Origin of the sequence: Tamlana carrageenivorans, from assembly GCF_002893765.1 — a bacterium.
Lineage (GTDB): Bacteria > Bacteroidota > Bacteroidia > Flavobacteriales > Flavobacteriaceae > Pseudotamlana > Pseudotamlana carrageenivorans.
This window is the reverse complement of sequence record NZ_CP025938.1, coordinates 1,766,345-1,783,992: the sequence shown is the minus strand read 5'-3', so window position 1 is coordinate 1,783,992 and position 17,648 is coordinate 1,766,345. Positions and strand designations below refer to the sequence as shown.

General features: G+C 34.6%; 15 protein-coding genes and 1 tRNA gene. 4 read left to right on the top strand and 12 right to left on the bottom strand.

Annotation, left to right across the window (positions count from 1 at the left end; genetic code table 11):
* The 5 genes from C1A40_RS07975 to C1A40_RS07955 form a co-directional block, all read right to left on the bottom strand.
* The gene (locus C1A40_RS07975; RefSeq protein ID WP_102995451.1) at nt 1-432 is read right to left on the bottom strand and encodes a hypothetical protein; all 432 of its coding nucleotides are present in this window, start codon (nt 430-432) and stop codon (nt 1-3) included.
* A gap of 27 nt (nt 433-459) precedes the next feature.
* Nucleotides 460-1,230, bottom strand: coding sequence for a MotA/TolQ/ExbB proton channel family protein (locus C1A40_RS07970; RefSeq protein ID WP_102995450.1), 771 nt, complete (start codon nt 1,228-1,230; stop codon nt 460-462).
* A 75-nt stretch (nt 1,231-1,305) separates the two neighbouring features.
* Nucleotides 1,306-1,393 (bottom strand) — tRNA-Ser (locus C1A40_RS07965).
* Between the two features lie 73 nt (nt 1,394-1,466).
* Entirely contained in the window at nt 1,467-2,498 is a 1,032-nt protein-coding gene (locus C1A40_RS07960; protein WP_102995449.1) for an asparaginase, read from the bottom strand.
* A 3-nt stretch (nt 2,499-2,501) separates the two neighbouring features.
* The gene (locus tag C1A40_RS07955; RefSeq protein ID WP_102997166.1) at nt 2,502-3,269 is read right to left on the bottom strand and encodes a TatD family hydrolase; all 768 of its coding nucleotides are present in this window, start codon (nt 3,267-3,269) and stop codon (nt 2,502-2,504) included.
* Nucleotides 3,270-3,354: 85 nt separating this feature from the next.
* Between C1A40_RS07955 and C1A40_RS07950 the strand changes: the two genes are divergently transcribed.
* Both C1A40_RS07950 and C1A40_RS07945 read left to right on the top strand, forming a co-directional pair.
* Complete coding sequence (locus tag C1A40_RS07950) at nt 3,355-3,798, top strand: retropepsin-like aspartic protease (RefSeq protein ID WP_102995448.1); 444 nt, start codon at nt 3,355-3,357, stop codon at nt 3,796-3,798.
* A 10-nt stretch (nt 3,799-3,808) separates the two neighbouring features.
* Nucleotides 3,809-4,453 carry a response regulator gene (locus C1A40_RS07945; RefSeq protein ID WP_102995447.1) on the top strand — a complete coding sequence of 215 codons (645 nt, stop codon included), beginning with the start codon at nt 3,809-3,811 and terminating at the stop codon, nt 4,451-4,453.
* A 549-nt stretch (nt 4,454-5,002) separates the two neighbouring features.
* Here the strand turns inward: C1A40_RS07945 and odhB are convergent.
* A complete protein-coding gene (odhB, locus tag C1A40_RS07940) occupies nt 5,003-6,211 on the bottom strand; it encodes a 2-oxoglutarate dehydrogenase complex dihydrolipoyllysine-residue succinyltransferase (RefSeq protein ID WP_102995446.1) in 1,209 nt (402 codons plus the stop codon).
* A 36-nt stretch (nt 6,212-6,247) separates the two neighbouring features.
* Nucleotides 6,248-8,992: a 2-oxoglutarate dehydrogenase E1 component gene (locus C1A40_RS07935; protein ID WP_102995445.1), complete on the bottom strand. Its 2,745-nt coding sequence runs from the start codon at nt 8,990-8,992 to the stop codon at nt 6,248-6,250.
* 156 nt (nt 8,993-9,148) lie between these two features.
* Here C1A40_RS07935 and C1A40_RS07930 point away from each other — a divergent pair, with 156 nt between their 5' ends.
* A complete protein-coding gene (locus tag C1A40_RS07930) occupies nt 9,149-9,682 on the top strand; it encodes an alpha-ketoglutarate decarboxylase (protein WP_338418083.1) in 534 nt (177 codons plus the stop codon).
* A 123-nt stretch (nt 9,683-9,805) separates the two neighbouring features.
* Nucleotides 9,806-10,306, top strand: a complete 501-nt coding sequence (locus C1A40_RS07925) for a c-type cytochrome (RefSeq protein ID WP_102995443.1) — start codon at nt 9,806-9,808, stop codon at nt 10,304-10,306.
* 133 nt (nt 10,307-10,439) lie between these two features.
* Here C1A40_RS07925 and C1A40_RS07920 read toward each other — a convergent pair whose 3' ends face one another.
* From C1A40_RS07920 to C1A40_RS07900, 5 genes are all read right to left on the bottom strand, one after another.
* Nucleotides 10,440-10,733: a F0F1 ATP synthase subunit delta/epsilon gene (locus tag C1A40_RS07920; RefSeq protein ID WP_102995442.1), complete on the bottom strand. Its 294-nt coding sequence runs from the start codon at nt 10,731-10,733 to the stop codon at nt 10,440-10,442.
* Between the two features lie 97 nt (nt 10,734-10,830).
* Nucleotides 10,831-12,339, bottom strand: a complete 1,509-nt coding sequence (gene atpD, locus C1A40_RS07915) for a F0F1 ATP synthase subunit beta (RefSeq protein ID WP_102995441.1) — start codon at nt 12,337-12,339, stop codon at nt 10,831-10,833.
* Nucleotides 12,340-12,640: 301 nt separating this feature from the next.
* Nucleotides 12,641-13,837, bottom strand: a complete 1,197-nt coding sequence (locus C1A40_RS07910; RefSeq protein WP_102995440.1) for a hypothetical protein — start codon at nt 13,835-13,837, stop codon at nt 12,641-12,643.
* A gap of 324 nt (nt 13,838-14,161) precedes the next feature.
* On the bottom strand, nt 14,162-16,918 hold the full coding sequence (locus C1A40_RS07905; protein WP_102997165.1) for a TonB-dependent receptor: 2,757 nt from the start codon (nt 16,916-16,918) through the stop codon (nt 14,162-14,164).
* Between the two features lie 307 nt (nt 16,919-17,225).
* A complete protein-coding gene (locus tag C1A40_RS07900; protein WP_102995439.1) occupies nt 17,226-17,618 on the bottom strand; it encodes a carboxypeptidase-like regulatory domain-containing protein in 393 nt (130 codons plus the stop codon).
* Nucleotides 17,619-17,648 lie beyond the last annotated feature (30 nt).

Genomic DNA, 17,648 nt, shown 5'->3' with positions numbered 1-17,648 from the left:
TTATTTATTAAATAATTTTTTCGCTCCACCGTAAAGCATTGATCCAATAGCTAAAGCTGCAAGGATGTAAAATGCATACAATCCAGCTCCAACATTTTTAGATGTTGCTTCAGTGATATCTAAACCTTTATCTGTAAAAGGTTTTAAGTTTAAATCTGTTCCAGAAGATATTCCGTAAGAAATCGCAATAATTAGTGCAAAAACACCAACAGTCATGATTGTCTTTTTAATATTTCCAGCAAACAGACCTTTAATTACAAACAATAATACAAGTAACAATACGATACCTAATACGATGTAGGCAATATACAGCATGTTTCCACTCATACTTAAAGCAGTCTCATCATCACCTGCCATAATCATTAGTGCGAAAATGGCACCAATAATAGCAAGAGCGAAAGCCACTATTTTTAATACTTTATGTAAACCCATAATTTTAGTCTTTTAAATTTGTTACTCTTACTTTTTGTGTCTGATTAATAGATCCATTAACGTAATAGAAGCATCTTCCATGTTGTTAACGATACTATCAATCTTAGCAATAATGTAATTGTAAAAAATTTGAAGTATAATCGCTACTACAAGACCAAATACTGTTGTTAAAAGTGCTACTTTAATACCACCAGCTACAAGAGAAGGTTGCATGTCACCAGCAGCTTCAATTTTATCAAAGGCTTGAATCATACCAATTACCGTACCCATGAAACCAAGCATTGGTGCAAGTGCGATAAATAAAGATATCCATGATACGTTCTTTTCTAATTGTCCCATTTGTACACCACCGTAAGCTACAACAGCTTTTTCAACAGCATCAAGACCTTCATCAGTTCTATCTAAACCTTGGTAATAGATTGATGCCACAGGTCCTTTTGTGTTTCTACAAACCTCTTTAGCAGCTTCAACACCACCTGATGCTAAGGCGTCTTCAACATCTTGAGTTAATTTTTTAGTATTGGTAGTAGAAAGGTTTAAAAAGATAATTCTCTCAATAGCAATTGCTAAACCTAGAATTAAACATAATAAAACGATCCCCATAAATCCAGGACCTCCTTCAATAAATCTCTTTTTTAATTCTTGGTGAAACCCTAAAGTTTCAGCCGGTGCAGCGTCATCTTGAGTAATCGTTGTTGCTACTGCTGTCGCAGTAGTCGTACTTGCAATAGTCGTTGCATTAGCAGTTCCAAATACCATCATTCCTGTTATGGCAAGGATAGAAAATAATCTTTTCATGTTCTAGATCTTAATTTTATTAGTTAAAGGGTTAAAGATAAAAAAAAAAAGCAATTAAACTGCAAAAAATAACAGCAGAGAGAAAGGGATTCGAACCCTCGATACCCTTTTGGGGTATACACACTTTCCAGGCGTGCGCCTTCGACCACTCGGCCACCTCTCTATTTATGTGCTTAATTTTTCAGGGGATGAAATAACAAAAAATTCTTTGAACCCTAAAATTTTGAAAGTTAATTTTAAGACAATTCTCCACGCAAAGAGGTTTCGTACATGGTTTTGAAGCGATTAGGTGAAATGCTCTGCCCTAGTAAAAACATTAATTTTCCAAGAGCAGCCTCGGTCGTGATGTCTTTTCCTGAGATAACGCCTATGTTTTTTAAAGCACTACTCGTTTCGTAATGCCCCATCATGACGCTTCCTCCTACACATTGTGTAATATTAATGATATAAATACCTCTGGAAATATTTTCTTTTAAAAGATTCAAAAACCAAGTTTCGGTGGAACAATTTCCTGCACCATAAGATTCAATAATTACAGCCTTCAAATTTGGTGTATTAAATATGCTCTGTAAAACGGCTTTGGTAATACCAGGATATACCTTTATTAAAGCTATATTATTGTCTAATTTTTTATGAACCTTCAGCTTTTTATCCGCATGAGGTTTAAACAAGTATTTGTGGTTTACTTTAAGATGCACCCCAGATTCTGCCAAATCGTGGTAATTAAAAGATGAGAAGGCTTGAAAATCTTCGGCATTTAATTTCGTTGTTCTGTTAGCTCGATATAATTTGTATTCAAAATACAAACAAACTTCCTGAATAGTAGGTTTGCCATTAGTTTGCAATGAGGCCACTTGTATGGAGGTGATCAAATTTTCTTTAGCGTCGGTTCTTAAATCCCCTATAGGCAATTGAGAACCTGTAAAGATGACTGGTTTATCCAAATTTTCTAACATAAAACTTAATGCCGAAGCCGAATAACTCATGGTATCACTACCATGAAGCACCACGAAACCATCAAAATCGACATATTGATCTTCTATAAGATCTGCTATTTGAATCCAAGAATCGATATCCATATTACTAGAATCAATAGGCTCATCAAAAGAAACCGTATCGATATCACAATCCAAAAGTTGTAATTCTGGAATATGATCGAGTAAGGTTTTAAAATCGAATGCCTTCAATGCCCCGGTCTTAAAATCTTTAACCATCCCAATGGTTCCTCCTGTATAAATGAGTAATATGTTGGCTTTCGAACTTTTCATAACTTATATATTAAAGATGTCTATTGAATTCTTTGTGGTTATTTCTGCAATTTCAGTTATGGATTTATTATAAATCACAGACAACTTCTCTAACACCTTTAATATATATAAACTTTCGTTACGTTTTCCGCGATAAGGCACAGGAGCTAAATATGGCGCATCGGTTTCTAAAACAATATGCTGAAGATCAATTTCATGGAGAAACTGATCAATTTTACCATTTTTAAAGGTAACCACGCCCCCTATGCCAAGTTTCATATTATAAGAAATGGCTTGATAGGCTTGCTTTAAATTTCCAGTAAAGCAATGAAATATGCCAAATAAATCATCGGACTTCTCGCTTTCAAGAACTTCAAAAATCTCATCAAAGGCTTCACGGCAATGAATTACTATGGGTAATTTATATTTTTTCGCTAAGCGGATTTGATAAATAAAAGCTTCTTTCTGTATGTCTAATGTTGATTTATCCCAATACAAGTCGATACCTATTTCACCAATAGCATAAAAGGAGCGTTTTTCAAGCATTTCCTCTACATGTTGAAGTTCGGTCATGTAATCTTCCTTAACATGTGTAGGATGCAAACCCATCATTAAAAAGATATGTTCAGGAAAACGGGTTTCTAAATCCAACATCCCTTGAGTATATGTGGAATCTATGGCTGGAATGAAAAACCTAGAAACCCCTTGATCTATGGCTCGGGTAATCATCTCATCACGATCTTCATCAAAAGCTTCACTATATAAATGGGTGTGTGTGTCTGTAATAATCAAATGCAAAATTTTAAATTAAACGATAAGGTCTTGGAGGCAAAAATAATCGTTTTTACATGATTATATTTGTATAAAACATGATGTTATGGAAACGCTACAACAATTTCTTACTGATAAAGGTTATTCGAAGATAAAACTACACCTTACCAAAACAAATCATTTTGAAATTAAGGCAGCCATAAATGGAAAAAAGGGGCTTTTTATTTTAGACACGGGGGCCTCGAATTCTTGTGTTGGTTTTGAAGCCATTAAACCCTTTAAATTAAACGCTGAAGATTCCTTAATAAAAGCAGCTGGTGCAGGTGCCACCGATATGGAAACCAAACTCTCAAAAAAGAATAAAATAAAAATAGGAAAATGGACGAGCAATAAAATTGTTTTAGTTTTATTCAACCTCAATCATGTTAATGCTGCTTTAATTAACCACAATTCTAAACCTGTAGATGGCATCATTGGGGCAGATATATTAAAAAAAGGGAAAGCAGTTATAGACTACGAAAAGAAATACTTATATTTAAAACTGAGTTAATAGCCAAATAATGAAAAGTTCTATTGTAATTGCGGACGACCATCCACTTATATTACGGGGCTTACTAGATTTTTTAACCACTGAGGGTTATCCAATTTTAGGAAGTTCTAGTGATGGACAAACGGCATACAACCAAATTTTAAAATACAAGCCTGATGTTGCCATATTAGATATTAATATGCCCATTATGTCGGGGCTAGAAGTTGCCGAACTCTGTCTTAAAAACGCCTTACCTACAAAAGTGGTTCTGCTTACTTTGCATATTAATGAAAAATACTTTAATCAAGCCCTTGAATTTAAGGTACAGGGTTATATTCTAAAAGAATTGGCTTTAGACCAAATTGAAGAATGCATTAAACTGATTACAGCAGGTAAAACTTACTTTAGCAAAGAAATTGATGCTTATTTAGATCCCGATCATATAGACAACCAGCCTACTGAAGCCATGAAACAGTTAACCAAATCGGAATTAAAAATAGTAAAACTCATTTCCAAGCATAAATCAAGTCAGGAAATCGCCGAACACCTATCTATTTCTGTTAGAACGGTTGAAAAACACAGAAGCAATATTGTAAAAAAATTAGATATTAATAACAAACCAACATCTCTGGCTATTTGGGCTTTAATAAATAAAAGGCTACTCTTTAAATTTTAATATTTCAGTTTATAAACTTTTTTCCTTCATTTAGTATGGAGCAGACTGCGTTTTATAAGGTACTACTTCTAATCGGCATGGGATGCCCTCAATTTCACAAATAAAACAATTTAAGGCCATTAGGCTTCCTCCATGAAAACATATGGAATCTTTAAACAAAAACCTTGCAAACTATCATTTCTGTCGGTTTTTTCTTAAAAAAATATAATAAACAACTTAAAATTACGTAGCACTGCGTATTTTTTAAAACGATAGAAGAAACTATCTTCGTATTGCTATTAATTCTTTTGAGAGAGAATTTTTTTTAACACTCTGCACTGGCAACAGTGCAGGGTAATAAAAAGGACATCCTCTTAAAACTTAAAACAATACTCTCATGGAAAATAACACCTTCAACAGGTACTGTACGATAGGTCTAGTACTCCTTGTTGTTTTTATACTCAGTATCAACATTTACGTGTTTTTTATTTAATGCTATTATCAACTAAACCATATAAAAAGGGCGCTGAAGTAAATTCAGCGCCCTTTTTATCTTAAATGATATTTATTTTATAACTCTAAAGCTTTTTTAATATCGTTATCCATAAGGATTTCAGTAGGATTTTCTAATGCTTCTTTTACGGCAACAAGGAAACCAACACTTTCTTTTCCATCAATAATTCTATGATCGTAAGATAAAGCTACGTACATGATTGGTCTAATTTCAACTTTACCATCAATAGCCACTGGACGCTCAACAATATTGTGCATTCCTAAAATCCCTGATTGAGGCGGATTGATAATAGGTGTCGATAACATACTTCCAAACACACCTCCATTGGTAATGGTAAAAGTACCACCTGTCATTTCATCAACAGTAATTTGTCCGTCTCTTGCGCGTAACGCTAAACGTTTTACTTCGGCTTCAACACCTCTAAAACTTAAGTTTTCAGCATTTCTAATAACAGGAACCATTAAACCTTTAGGTCCCGATACGGCAATACTAATGTCACAAAAATCGAAAGAAAGCATTTCTTTACCACTAATCATAGAGTTTACTGCAGGGTACATTTTTAAAGCTCTCACAACAGCCAATGTAAAGAAACTCATAAAGCCCAAACCAACACCATGCTTTGATTTAAAGCTTTCTTTATACTCTGAACGTAAGGCAAAAATTGGCGACATATCAACTTCATTGAAAGTTGTTAACATAGCCGTTGTATTTTTTGCTTCCACTAAACGCTCTGCTACTTTTCGTCTTAGCATCGACATTTTACTCGTCGTGCTTGTTCTTGATCCTCCAGTTGGTGTTCCCATAGAAGGTACGGCATTAATAGCATCGTCTTTAGTAACACGACCATCTTTACCTGATCCAGAAACAGCAGATGCTTCAATACCTTTTTCAGCTAATATTTTCTTAGCCGCAGGGCTTGCGCTTCCTGTGGCATAAGTTTTAGCTTCAGGAGTGGCTTTTGAAGCTTCGGCAGCAGGTGCTTCTTCTTTCTTTTCTTCCTTTGCAGGAGCGTCACCTTCAGGTTTTTCAGCACTAGTATCGATTAAACAAACCACGGCGCCTACTTCTACAGCATCACCTTCTTCCGCTTTAAGCGTAATTATTCCGCTTACTTCAGCAGGTAATTCAAGGGTTGCTTTATCACTATCCACTTCAGCAATAGCTTGATCTTTTTCTACGTAATCGCCATCTTCAACAAGCCATGTTGCTATTTCAACTTCTGTAATAGATTCCCCTGGTGAAGGGACTTTCATTTCTAAAATCATTTTTTATAATTTTAATGGTATCTTAATTTCTTTAATCTAATTTTTTATATCAAATACAGCATTAATAACTTGTTGCTGCCTTCTTTTATCTCTTGTACTAGAGCCTGGTGCAGGCACAGAGTTATATGGTCGCGAACAAACTTCAAGTTTCACGAGTTCCATACGTTGTGCGATATGCATCCAAGCACCCATGTTTTTAGGTTCTTCTTGTGCCCAAATATATTTCTCAACATGAGGGTAACGTTTTATAACCGCATCTATTTTATCGGTATGTAATGGGAATAATTGTTCTATTCTAACTAAAGCCACATCTTCGGTACCTAATGCTTCGCGCTGCGCTAATAAATCGTAGTAAAATTTCCCTGTACAGAACACTAATTTTTTAACCTGCTCTGGGTTGATTGTATCATCAATAACTTCTTGGAATGCTCCCGATGCCAATTCACTAATAGAAGATACTGCTTTTGGGTGACGCAATAAACTCTTAGGTGTGAATACAATTAGCGGTTTTCTGAAATCGCGTTTCATTTGACGACGCAACAAGTGGAAAAAGTTAGCTGGCGTTGTACAATCGGCAACAATCATATTATCATTTCCACATAACTGGAGGTAACGCTCCATTCTTGCAGATGAATGCTCAGACCCTTGTCCTTCGTAGCCATGAGGTAATAATACCACAATACCATTTTGTGATTTCCATTTATCTTCTGCAGCCGATAAGTACTGATCGAAAATAATTTGAGCACCGTTACTAAAATCTCCAAACTGCGCTTCCCAAATGGTTAATGTATTGGGGTTTGCCATGGCGTAACCATAATCGAAACCTAATACACCGTATTCTGACAAGAAGGAATTGTAAATATACATTTCCCCTTTATTAGCTGGGTTTGTGTTTAATAAATTGATACGCTCTTCAGAAATTTCATCACGTAAAATCGCGTGTCTATGACTAAATGTTCCACGTTCTACATCCTGACCAGAGATACGCACATTGAAACCTTCTTCTAACAAACTTCCGTAAGCTAGTGTTTCGGCCATACCCCAATCTAAAGTATCGGTTTCAAAAACCATTTTTGCTCTTCCGTCAAGTATACGTTCTGCTTTACGCAAAAACTTCACACCTTCGGGAACTGTAGACACTACTTTTGAAATACTTTCTAAGCTATCTTTAGCATAAGATGTATCGATAGGCTCTAACATCGCATCAACACCTCGACGCACAAATCCTTTCCAACGTTCCATCATGAACTCGCGAACTTTAGATGAATCGTCTTCTTTAGATTCTGCATAAGCTGTTTCAAGTGTTTCTTTAAACTCGGCTACAATTTGTGCAGAATAATCTTTATCGATTGTTTGTTCAGCAACTAACTTATCAGAATAAATTTTGAAAGGGTTAGCATGCTTAGCAATATTTTTATACAATTTAGGTTGCGTAAACCTTGGTTCATCCCCTTCATTATGCCCATATTTTCTATACCCTAATAAATCGATATAGACATCTTTTTTGTAGCGCATTCTATACTCCAATGCTAACTCAACGGCATGTACTACAGCTTCGGCATCATCGGCATTAACGTGCAGCACTGGCGATAAGGTAACTTTAGCTACATCTGTACAATAAGTACTTGAACGAGCATCCAAATAATTGGTTGTAAATCCAATTTGGTTATTTACAACAATATGTATCGTTCCTCCAGTTTTATAGCCGTTTAGCTGACTCATTTGGGCAACTTCATACACGACACCTTGACCTGCTACTGCAGCATCACCATGAACAATAATTGGGATGATTTTAGAATCGTCGCCATCATAATCATTATCGATTTTCGCTCTAGTAATACCTTCGGCAACTGGGGCAACGGTTTCTAGATGTGATGGATTAGGAACTAAATTCATTTTGATAGTCTTACCGTTTTGGTATGTTTTATCCAGAGTTAAGCCTAAGTGATATTTAACATCCCCATCGATATATTCATCTTCGAAATCTTTACCATCAAACTCACTAAAAAGTTCGTTCATTGGTTTTCTAAAAATATTAACTAGTGTACTAAGGCGACCACGGTGTGCCATTCCTAAAACACATTCTTTTACATCGTATTTTTTAGACGCGTAAAAAAGCACATTACTAATAGCCGGGATTAAAGATTCGCCACCTTCTAGTGAAAAACGTTTTTGACCAACATATTTGGTTTGTAAAAAGTTTTCAAAAGTTACGGCTTGATTTAATTTAGAAAGAATATACTTTTTAGTGTCTGCCGAAAAGGTTGGATGGTTGTCATTTTTATTTAATTGATCTTGCCACCACTTGATAACCTCCGGATTTCTAAGATACATATACTCTACACCTATAGAGCTACAATAAATACGATCAAGGTGTTTTACAATTTCTCTTAAGGTTTTAGGTCCAACACCTAGAACTTCACCGGCATTAAATAGGGTATCTAAATCGTTTTCGGAAAGATCGAAATTACTTAAATCTAAAGTGGGGCTATAGGTTCTTCTGTCTCGAACGGGATTGGTTCTAGTAAATAGATGCCCACGCATTCTGTACCCATCGATTAGTCTTAATACATTAAATTCTTTCTGAACATGTTCAGGTATTTGTGTTGAAACACCCTCAATAATCTCACCATCCAACCCATAGTTTTCGGTACCAAAGTCATAACCTTGAAAAAAGGCTCTCCAACTAGGTTCCACACTATCTGGGTTTTCTAAATATTGATTATATAGGTCAGAAAAATACGCCGTGTGTGCGGCGTTTAAAAAAGAATATTTATCCATTGTTAGTTAAAGTCTCCTGTAGTTTTTTTCAAAAAATATTTATCAAAAATACAACTTTTAGTAAAATTAGATGATTCTTTGCCTATATTTATAGCAGTTGATCTCCATTTAACGAATATGATCAAAATATTGTTAAATTTTTAATATATTATTATTTTGACAAAGACTTTATTTCATATTACTAAAAAAGCAAGCTTATTATGCGTTGTTTTTTCTTTCTGCTTTATCCATATCCAAGCACAACAAACTAAGGGCGATTTCTGGAATCAAGTTCGCTTTGGTGGCAACCTTGCTTTAAGTTTTGGAAATGAATTTTTTAGTGGAACCATCGCACCCAGTGCCATTTACCAATTTGATGAGCGCTTTGCTTTGGGGCTGGGGCTTAACGCCACATTTAACAGTCAGAAAGATTTCTATAAGTCTACTATTTTAGGAGGTAGCCTTATTGGTTTATACAATGTGATTCCTGCCATACAGCTTTCGGCTGAATTCGAACAGCTTCATGTTGATCGTAATTACGATTCTAGAACGATTTACAGAGATGAAAATTACTGGATTTCAGCACTATACCTGGGTGCTGGTTATCGTACAGGGAATTTTGCTTTTGGGGTGCGTTATGATGTTTTGTATGATGACAATAAAAGCATTTATTACAGCCCTTGGTCACCATTTTTCAGGGTGTATTTCTAATACGATAGCACCAAAAATACACGGCCATGACTAGAAAAAGCTCTTAAAAGGAAGCAGTAATTATGACAATTATCATGATTTATATTACGTAACACCATTAGCTTTGTAAAGTTAATTCCAACTATGAAAACAACTTTAAAAATTGTATTTCCTATACTACTTACCGTCCTAATAAGTTGTGGGGATCATTCGGAGAAAAAGAAACCGGGTTTTACCTACGAAACCAAAACACCACCACAATCTAATACTTCTACTGAAACGGAAACTGTTCCACCCTCAAAAATTATAGATTTAACGAATAAAGGAATTGGCCCTATATCTAGTGTGACTTTAGATGATAAAATCGATACTAACCTAGCAAAACAAGGTAAGGCTCTATTTAAAAGCACTTGTTCGGCCTGCCATAGACCAGACAAAAAGTTTATTGGCCCGACACCCAAAGACATTTTAAAACGACGCACTCCAGAATGGGTAATGAATATGATACTAAACCCAAATAACATGGTTAAAGACGATCCTTTAGCTAAAGCATTGTTACTGGAATACCATGGCTCGCCAATGCCGATACAAATTAATTCAAAAGAAGAAGCTAGAGCTCTTTTAGAGTACTTTAGAACCCTTTAAAACCACTTTACCAACAACTACTATTTAAACTCGGCAAAAGCCATACATCCACCACATATGTCTTTTGCCAAAACAAAAAAACGCGAAGCATAAGCCTCGCGTTTTTTATTTATATGTTTTGTTGAAATTAAATTTAATCGGCTAAAATAATAGCTTTATTATCTTTCATTTCAAGGGTACCAGATTTAATATTAATTAATAATACTTTGGTATCAACCATATGAGGTTCAACTTCTGGATGTAATTTATCGTAATCTAAATGGCTATTCGTATGCACACGTATTTTAACCGTTCCCGCAGCCAATAGCGATACTATAGGCGCGTGATTTTCTAACATTTGAAATTCACCATCAACACCTGGCACAATCACAGATTCCACTTCTGAACTAAAAAAGGTTGCTTCAGGCGATACAATTTCTAAATACATAATTTTAGTTATTTGTTATTGGTTATTGGCTATTAGTTTCTAGTAACTGGTTTACTTTTATTATCCTGAAACTAAAAACTAGTAACTGCAAAACCTATTAGGCTTCAGCAAGCATTTTATCTCCAGCCTCAATAGCTTCTTCGATAGTTCCTTTAAGGTTAAACGCTGCTTCTGGTAAGTGATCTAATTCACCATCCATAATCATGTTAAATCCTTTAATAGTTTCTTTGATATCTACTAACACCCCTGGAATCCCTGTAAACTGCTCAGCTACGTGGAAAGGTTGAGATAAGAAACGTTGTACACGTCTTGCTCTACCTACGGCTAATTTATCTTCTTCAGATAACTCTTCCATACCAAGGATGGCAATAATATCTTGCAATTCTTTATAACGTTGTAATAACTCTTTTACGCGTTGTGCACAAGCATAATGCTCTTTACCTAAAATATCGGCCGTTAAAATTCTTGAAGTAGAATCTAAAGGATCTACCGCAGGATAAATACCAAGCTCGGCAATTTTACGAGATAATACGGTTGTAGCATCTAAGTGAGCAAACGTTGTTGCCGGTGCAGGATCCGTTAAATCATCGGCAGGTACGTAAACCGCTTGTACCGATGTAATAGAACCTCTTTTAGTTGATGTAATACGCTCTTGCATGGCACCCATTTCTGTAGCTAAAGTTGGTTGGTAACCTACCGCAGAAGGCATACGACCAAGTAATGCAGACACCTCTGAACCCGCTTGTGTAAAACGGAAGATATTATCTACGAAAAATAATACATCTTTCCCTTGACCTTCACCAGCACCATCACGGAAATACTCAGCAATAGTTAAACCAGATAATGCTACACGAGCACGAGCTCCAGGAGGCTCATTCATTTGTCCGAATACGAAAGTCGCTTTCGATTCTTTCATTTTAGACTTATCTACTTTAGACAAATCCCATCCACCATCTTCCATAGAATGCATAAAATCATCACCATAACGGATAATTCCAGATTCTAACATCTCTCTTAAAAGGTCATTTCCTTCACGTGTTCTTTCACCTACTCCAGCGAATACTGAAAGTCCACCGTGACCTTTTGCAATATTATTAATCAACTCCTGAATCAATACTGTTTTACCTACACCAGCACCACCAAATAAACCAATTTTACCACCTTTTGCATAAGGCTCGATAAGGTCGATGACTTTAATACCAGTAAATAAAACTTCTGTAGAGGTTGATAAATCTTCAAATTTTGGTGCAGAACGGTGAATTGGCAAACCAGCTTCTCCAGCTTTAGGTAAATCTCCAAGACCGTCAATAGCATCACCAATTACATTAAATAAACGTCCGTAAACATCATCACCAATTGGCATTTGAATAGGCGCACCTGTTGCAGTAACTTCTGTACCTCTACTTAAACCATCAGAGGAATCCATTGCGATAGTACGAACGGTATCTTCTCCAATATGAGATTGTACTTCTAATACTAATATAGAACCATCGGCTCTCTTAATTTCTAATGAATCGTAAATTTTTGGAAGTTCTGATTCCGAAGCAAATTTAACATCGATAACCGGACCTACTATTTGAGCAACTTTACCTGTAACTTTAGACATTACTTATTTATTTAATTTTATGCGACTTAGTTTAGTGAAAACACTTTTTGTTTTCGCGCAGCAAAGATATATTTTTTAATTTAAAAAGAAAGTTGTCTTATAGCTTTTTTGAATTGAAAAAAAACAATTTGATTTAAAAGTATTTTTTCTTTATGAAAATTGATTGTTTAGTGAAAATAACATAATAGAAACCCTTGTAAAAACATGTTGTTTAGATAACATCACTAAATAAAAAGCGGCTGAATTTTAAGGTTTGTAACTTAAAATTCAGCCGCTAGTGATCATAAAAACATTTATAAACCTATTGTTTTGTAACCACAAAACTTTGATTAGCCCATTCGAAAGCGGTTAAATCGGCTCCTACTCCAGCTTTAGCTTCAACAGTATTATTTGATGGTACAGTTATTCCGTCGGTAATTACGGTTACATCGCCGTTAATTTCACCTCCAACTTTATCTTGTCCAACAGTACCTTGCGCAAAAGCCTTTGTAAGTGTTACAGTACCATTACCTTTATCATCTTTTGTATCGATTCTGTCTTCAAAAGCTGCCGAACCATACGCTGCAAAAAGAATATTATTGATAGTAGCCACCGTACCTCTTCTAATTTCTGCTCCAGCCTTAAGTTTCACATCTGGATTAAGATTTAAAATAGTTACATTATTTAATGTTGGCATTGAAATAGGTAACGCTGTAGCATCTGAATCATTACTATCTCCTTCAAGACCTCTTGGGTCGTTACTAGCAGCATTAAATCCTTCGTTACGAACTCCAAATGCGTTTGTAATTGTTCCTGAATACCCTTCAGTCCAGTCGAACATATCGTCTCCAATGTTTGCACAAAATACATTTGTAACGTTTACGGTACCTCCAAAAAACTCGACACCATCATCATTTCCATCGCTTACAACAATATTATTTACAATAGTTTTGTTACCAACACCGAAGAAAGAAATACCGTTAAATTCCTGCTCGCCATTAATTTTAGCACCTGTATATTCAGCGATTACATAACTTAACTCACCTGAATCATCATCAGTAACAGTACCTCCATAAAGTAAACCAGCCACTTCAGACTGCACATCGGTCCCTTTATTAGAAGGTGCTTTTCCAGCTATCACAATACCTCCCCAATCTCCTGCCTTTGGCGAACTAGCATCCGAGGTGAAAATTATTGGATCAACAGCAGTTCCTTTAGCAATTATTTTAGCGCCTCTTTCAACAGCTAAAAACACATCGGTTCTTCCGCTTCTTGCTCTAATAATAGTTCCTGGCTCAATAGTCAATGTAGCTCCTTCTTTTACAGTTACCGATCCTGTTATGGTATATGCTACACTAGCCAATAATTTACTATCTTCAGTAATGTCTCCTTTTAACTCATTACCTATAATACCTCCCCCTGTTTCAGGAGCTTCGATGTTTCTGTTATCATCGTCTGATGAACAAGAGAAGATTGAAATTACACATGCAATTACTAATAATGTTTTTAAAGTTTTCATTTGATTTTTTAATTATTATTTTAATGCAAAGCAAAGGCATAATATTAAATACAATCTTACCGATGTATTAGTAAAATGTTAAGGATTTTTGTCAATGTTAAGTCTACGTTTATTAAAGAAAAACATATTTGTTGGAAATTATTTTTATGCTGAGAAAACACTTAAATGGATTAAATTTTTTTTTGAATTTTTTACTATAAAAAAAGCCTCCAAAAATGAAAAACATTTTGAAGGCATTAGTCTATAATTGTTATTTACTTTTTAGCAATTTTTATGAACCAGATCATGATTCAGGAAAGTGAAGCGGGCTTTTATTCCCTAGCATTAAAAATTCAAAACTAACCCTGTAGTTACCGTAACACCATTTTTATAAGTATTCATGATTGGCTTACCAGCAACATCTCTATATCTATCAAAACTTGGATTTAATAAGTTTTTAGCATTAAACTTAAAACTAATTTGTTGGTTAAATTGGTGTTTGAAAACAAAATCTAAAATAGGAACCGCTTTTTCAATAATATTTTCCTGAAAGTTTGTCCCAATACTAAACACTTTATCACTTTGGTAGTTAAAAACTAAAGTTGAAATGGTTTCTTTATCGTTATTAGTAAATCTATAAGACACATCGGCATTTACTGTAAAAGGCGAAGCACCTTCTAACTGCGAGCTATCGCCAGTATAATTAAAAAGCGTATTACTTTTATCAAAGCTTAGGATAGTTTTCATAACAGTAGCATTAGTTCCAAAAGTTAAAGCTTGCGATTTATCAGCGTCAATCTCTTTGCTTAAAACATCTACTTTAGCTTCAATTTCTGCACCATATATGGTAGCATTACCCGAATTGTCGAAAGTAAAATCTCTTTCAATAGCCGATGTTCGTTCTAAACGGTTAATTGAGTTTTCAATCAATTTCCCGAATAAACCAACAGCAATTAATTCACTTTTCTTAGGGAATAATTCAAATTTTATTTCGGCATTATAGTTATCTGAAGGGATTAAAGCAGGATTCCCAGTTTCTTGATAATTAATACCCTCATAAGTAAAAGGAGCAATTTCTTTAAACTGCGGATAGGTATAACTTATACTTCCTGAAGCCCTTAAATTAATTTTGTCGTTAAGCTCATATTTTAAATTTAAAGCTGGCAAAACATAGTTTTTGTTTAAGTCAATATCACCTATACTTGGGTAACCTGCAACACTAATGTTAACATCCCAATCAACATTCATTTGAACACTTTCTGCCCGTAAACCAATATTTGTAGTGAATTTGTCATTAAATTTATAAACTAGGTCGGCAAAAGCAGCATGCGTTGTTTTATTACCATTATACAATTGCGGAAGAAAAGTTTCATCATCATTATTATTTCTACCTCTTGAAGTTTCAACACCAAAAATACCATTATCCAGATTGCCTTGGTTAAAAGTAGCATCTAAATTATTTATATCAACAATAGTACCTGTTGGGTTTGCAAAGTTATGATCGTAATAAATACCATCAAACTTCCTGTTTGTTAACCTGCCATTGTAGCCTATAGTTACTTTTCCTTTATTTTCTAAACGTTCTCCTAAATATTTTATAGCTTCTAAATTTCCTGCAATATCATCTTCAAATAAGTTACCATAAAATCGACTATTATCTCTTACTGCATTTTGAGAAATGAAAGTTCTATTAGAATCGTTATCTATAATAAAAGTGTTTTTTCTTCTATCTGGCTCGTCATTATAAATTGCATTGTAACTTAAAGCAGCATTTACATCAACAGATTCGCCAAATTTATTGGTTGATAATATTTGGTTTACAAAAAGTCTGTTTTGAACTTCGGTTTGCAACATTAAATTTAGTAAACGGTTATCGTCATCCTCTCTACCTATATCAGGAGTGGTCCCCACAAAATCTTCAATTTCCTGAGTGTTTGAATGCACAAATAAATGATTGTAGCTTATTTTATGATTGTTATTTATTTTATAAACTACATTCCCCATTAACATGGTAGAAGCATTGTAATTATAAGTTTTAGTATCAAACTCTGAACCAACATTACCCAAATTAACAATGTTTGCTGAGCGTCCTTCTTGATATGCGTAAGCGTTACTAAAAGACCCTACTAAAAAGACACCTAAACTACTTTCATTTGAAAACTTAACCGTATTTCCGTAGTTAAATGACAATCCAAAATTTGGGCTAGCCGTGGTTTGATTTGGCGAAAAACTATTTTGAAAATTATATACCGTAAGATCATTTATACCGGTTTTAGTATTTTTAACTATACCCAACCAATTTGATCCGTCCATTTGTTTAAAATCTTCAAATGTGGTTTGCGAATTTACGGCTGAAGACACTTCGAATTTAAAAAAGGATTTTCCAGACATTTCTTTACTTACAATATCTACACTTGCTCCTGCAACATCGGAAGATGACGTTGAAGAAAAAGATTTAGCTATTCCTACATTCTCAATAACACCAGTACTAAACAATGATAAATCGATGTTTTTATTTCTAGGATCATTTGAAGGCAGCGGCAAACCGTTTAAAGTAGTATTGTTATAGCGGTCACCCAAACCTCTAACATAAATTTTACTAGAACCTTCCTTTTTGTTAACACCCGTTACCTTTAAAGTTGCGGCACCAGCATCGGAAACGGCTTTTTTAGATAATTCTTGAGCCCCAATAGCTTGCTTTATGGTAACGGCTTTCTTTTGTTCCAATAACAAAGCCGTTTCACTTTCTCTTTTAGTAGTGGTTGTTACGATCACCTCATCTAATGTAGCGGCACTCGCACTCATTACTATATTAACCTCTTCGGTTTTTCCTGTTGTAACCGTTACAGTTACTTCTTGAGTTTCGTAACCTACAAAACTAAATATTAAGGTATAGGTTCCTGATTCAATGTTATCAAAGTAATAAAGTCCATCAAAATCGGAAGTCGTTCCTTTTGTCGTCCCTTTTATTAAAACATTAGCAAATGCTAAAGGCTCGTTATTATATTCTTTATCGGTTAACATGCCTTTTATAGAACCCATATTTTGGGCATAAGCAGAAGCCGATATAAAAATCGTAAATAATACTAATAATTTTTTCATAGTTTTTGTCATAATTTCACGCTGCAAAGAAACCATGGGTTTGTAATGCTAGTGTTATGACATGATTAAAGAACAGTAACATAAGTGTTATGATAAGGTTATCGGAAGTTAAAAACCAAGTAAAAACACATTACATTAAATTAACATGAAAAACAAAACCACTTCATTATCAAGAAATTAAGACACCTCTACTTTATAAAAAGAAACTAATTATATTAACCAAAAAAGCTGCTTTCATTTTACTGATAAGCAGCTTTTTAAATTTTATAAAGCAAAAGTATACGACCCAGCCTTATATAATATAATTTTATTTATTACTTACAATGGCCGAATCATTACTAGCCGAAGAAGCACTAGCAAAAACCGAAGCCAAATCATCCAAAGACACCGTGCTAGCACCTAAATGCAATTTCAAAACTTCGTCGTTTGAAGGTAAAACTTCAACTTTAACTTCTTTAGTTTCGTAACCTACAAAACTATAAACTAAAGTATAAGCTCCTGGTTTTACATCCTCGAATTTAAAAAATCCGGCTTCATTAGATAAAGCTTCAACACCCGTTTCTTTTACCATAACTTTAGCATACAGTAAAGGAGCATGACCTTCTTCTAAATCCAATAAATTCCCACTAATCGAACCGGTATTTTGAGCAAAACCAAAAACTGAAAAGCCAAATACGAGTATATATAATAATTGTTTCATTGTTCTATCGCTATTATGTTGCAAAGTAAC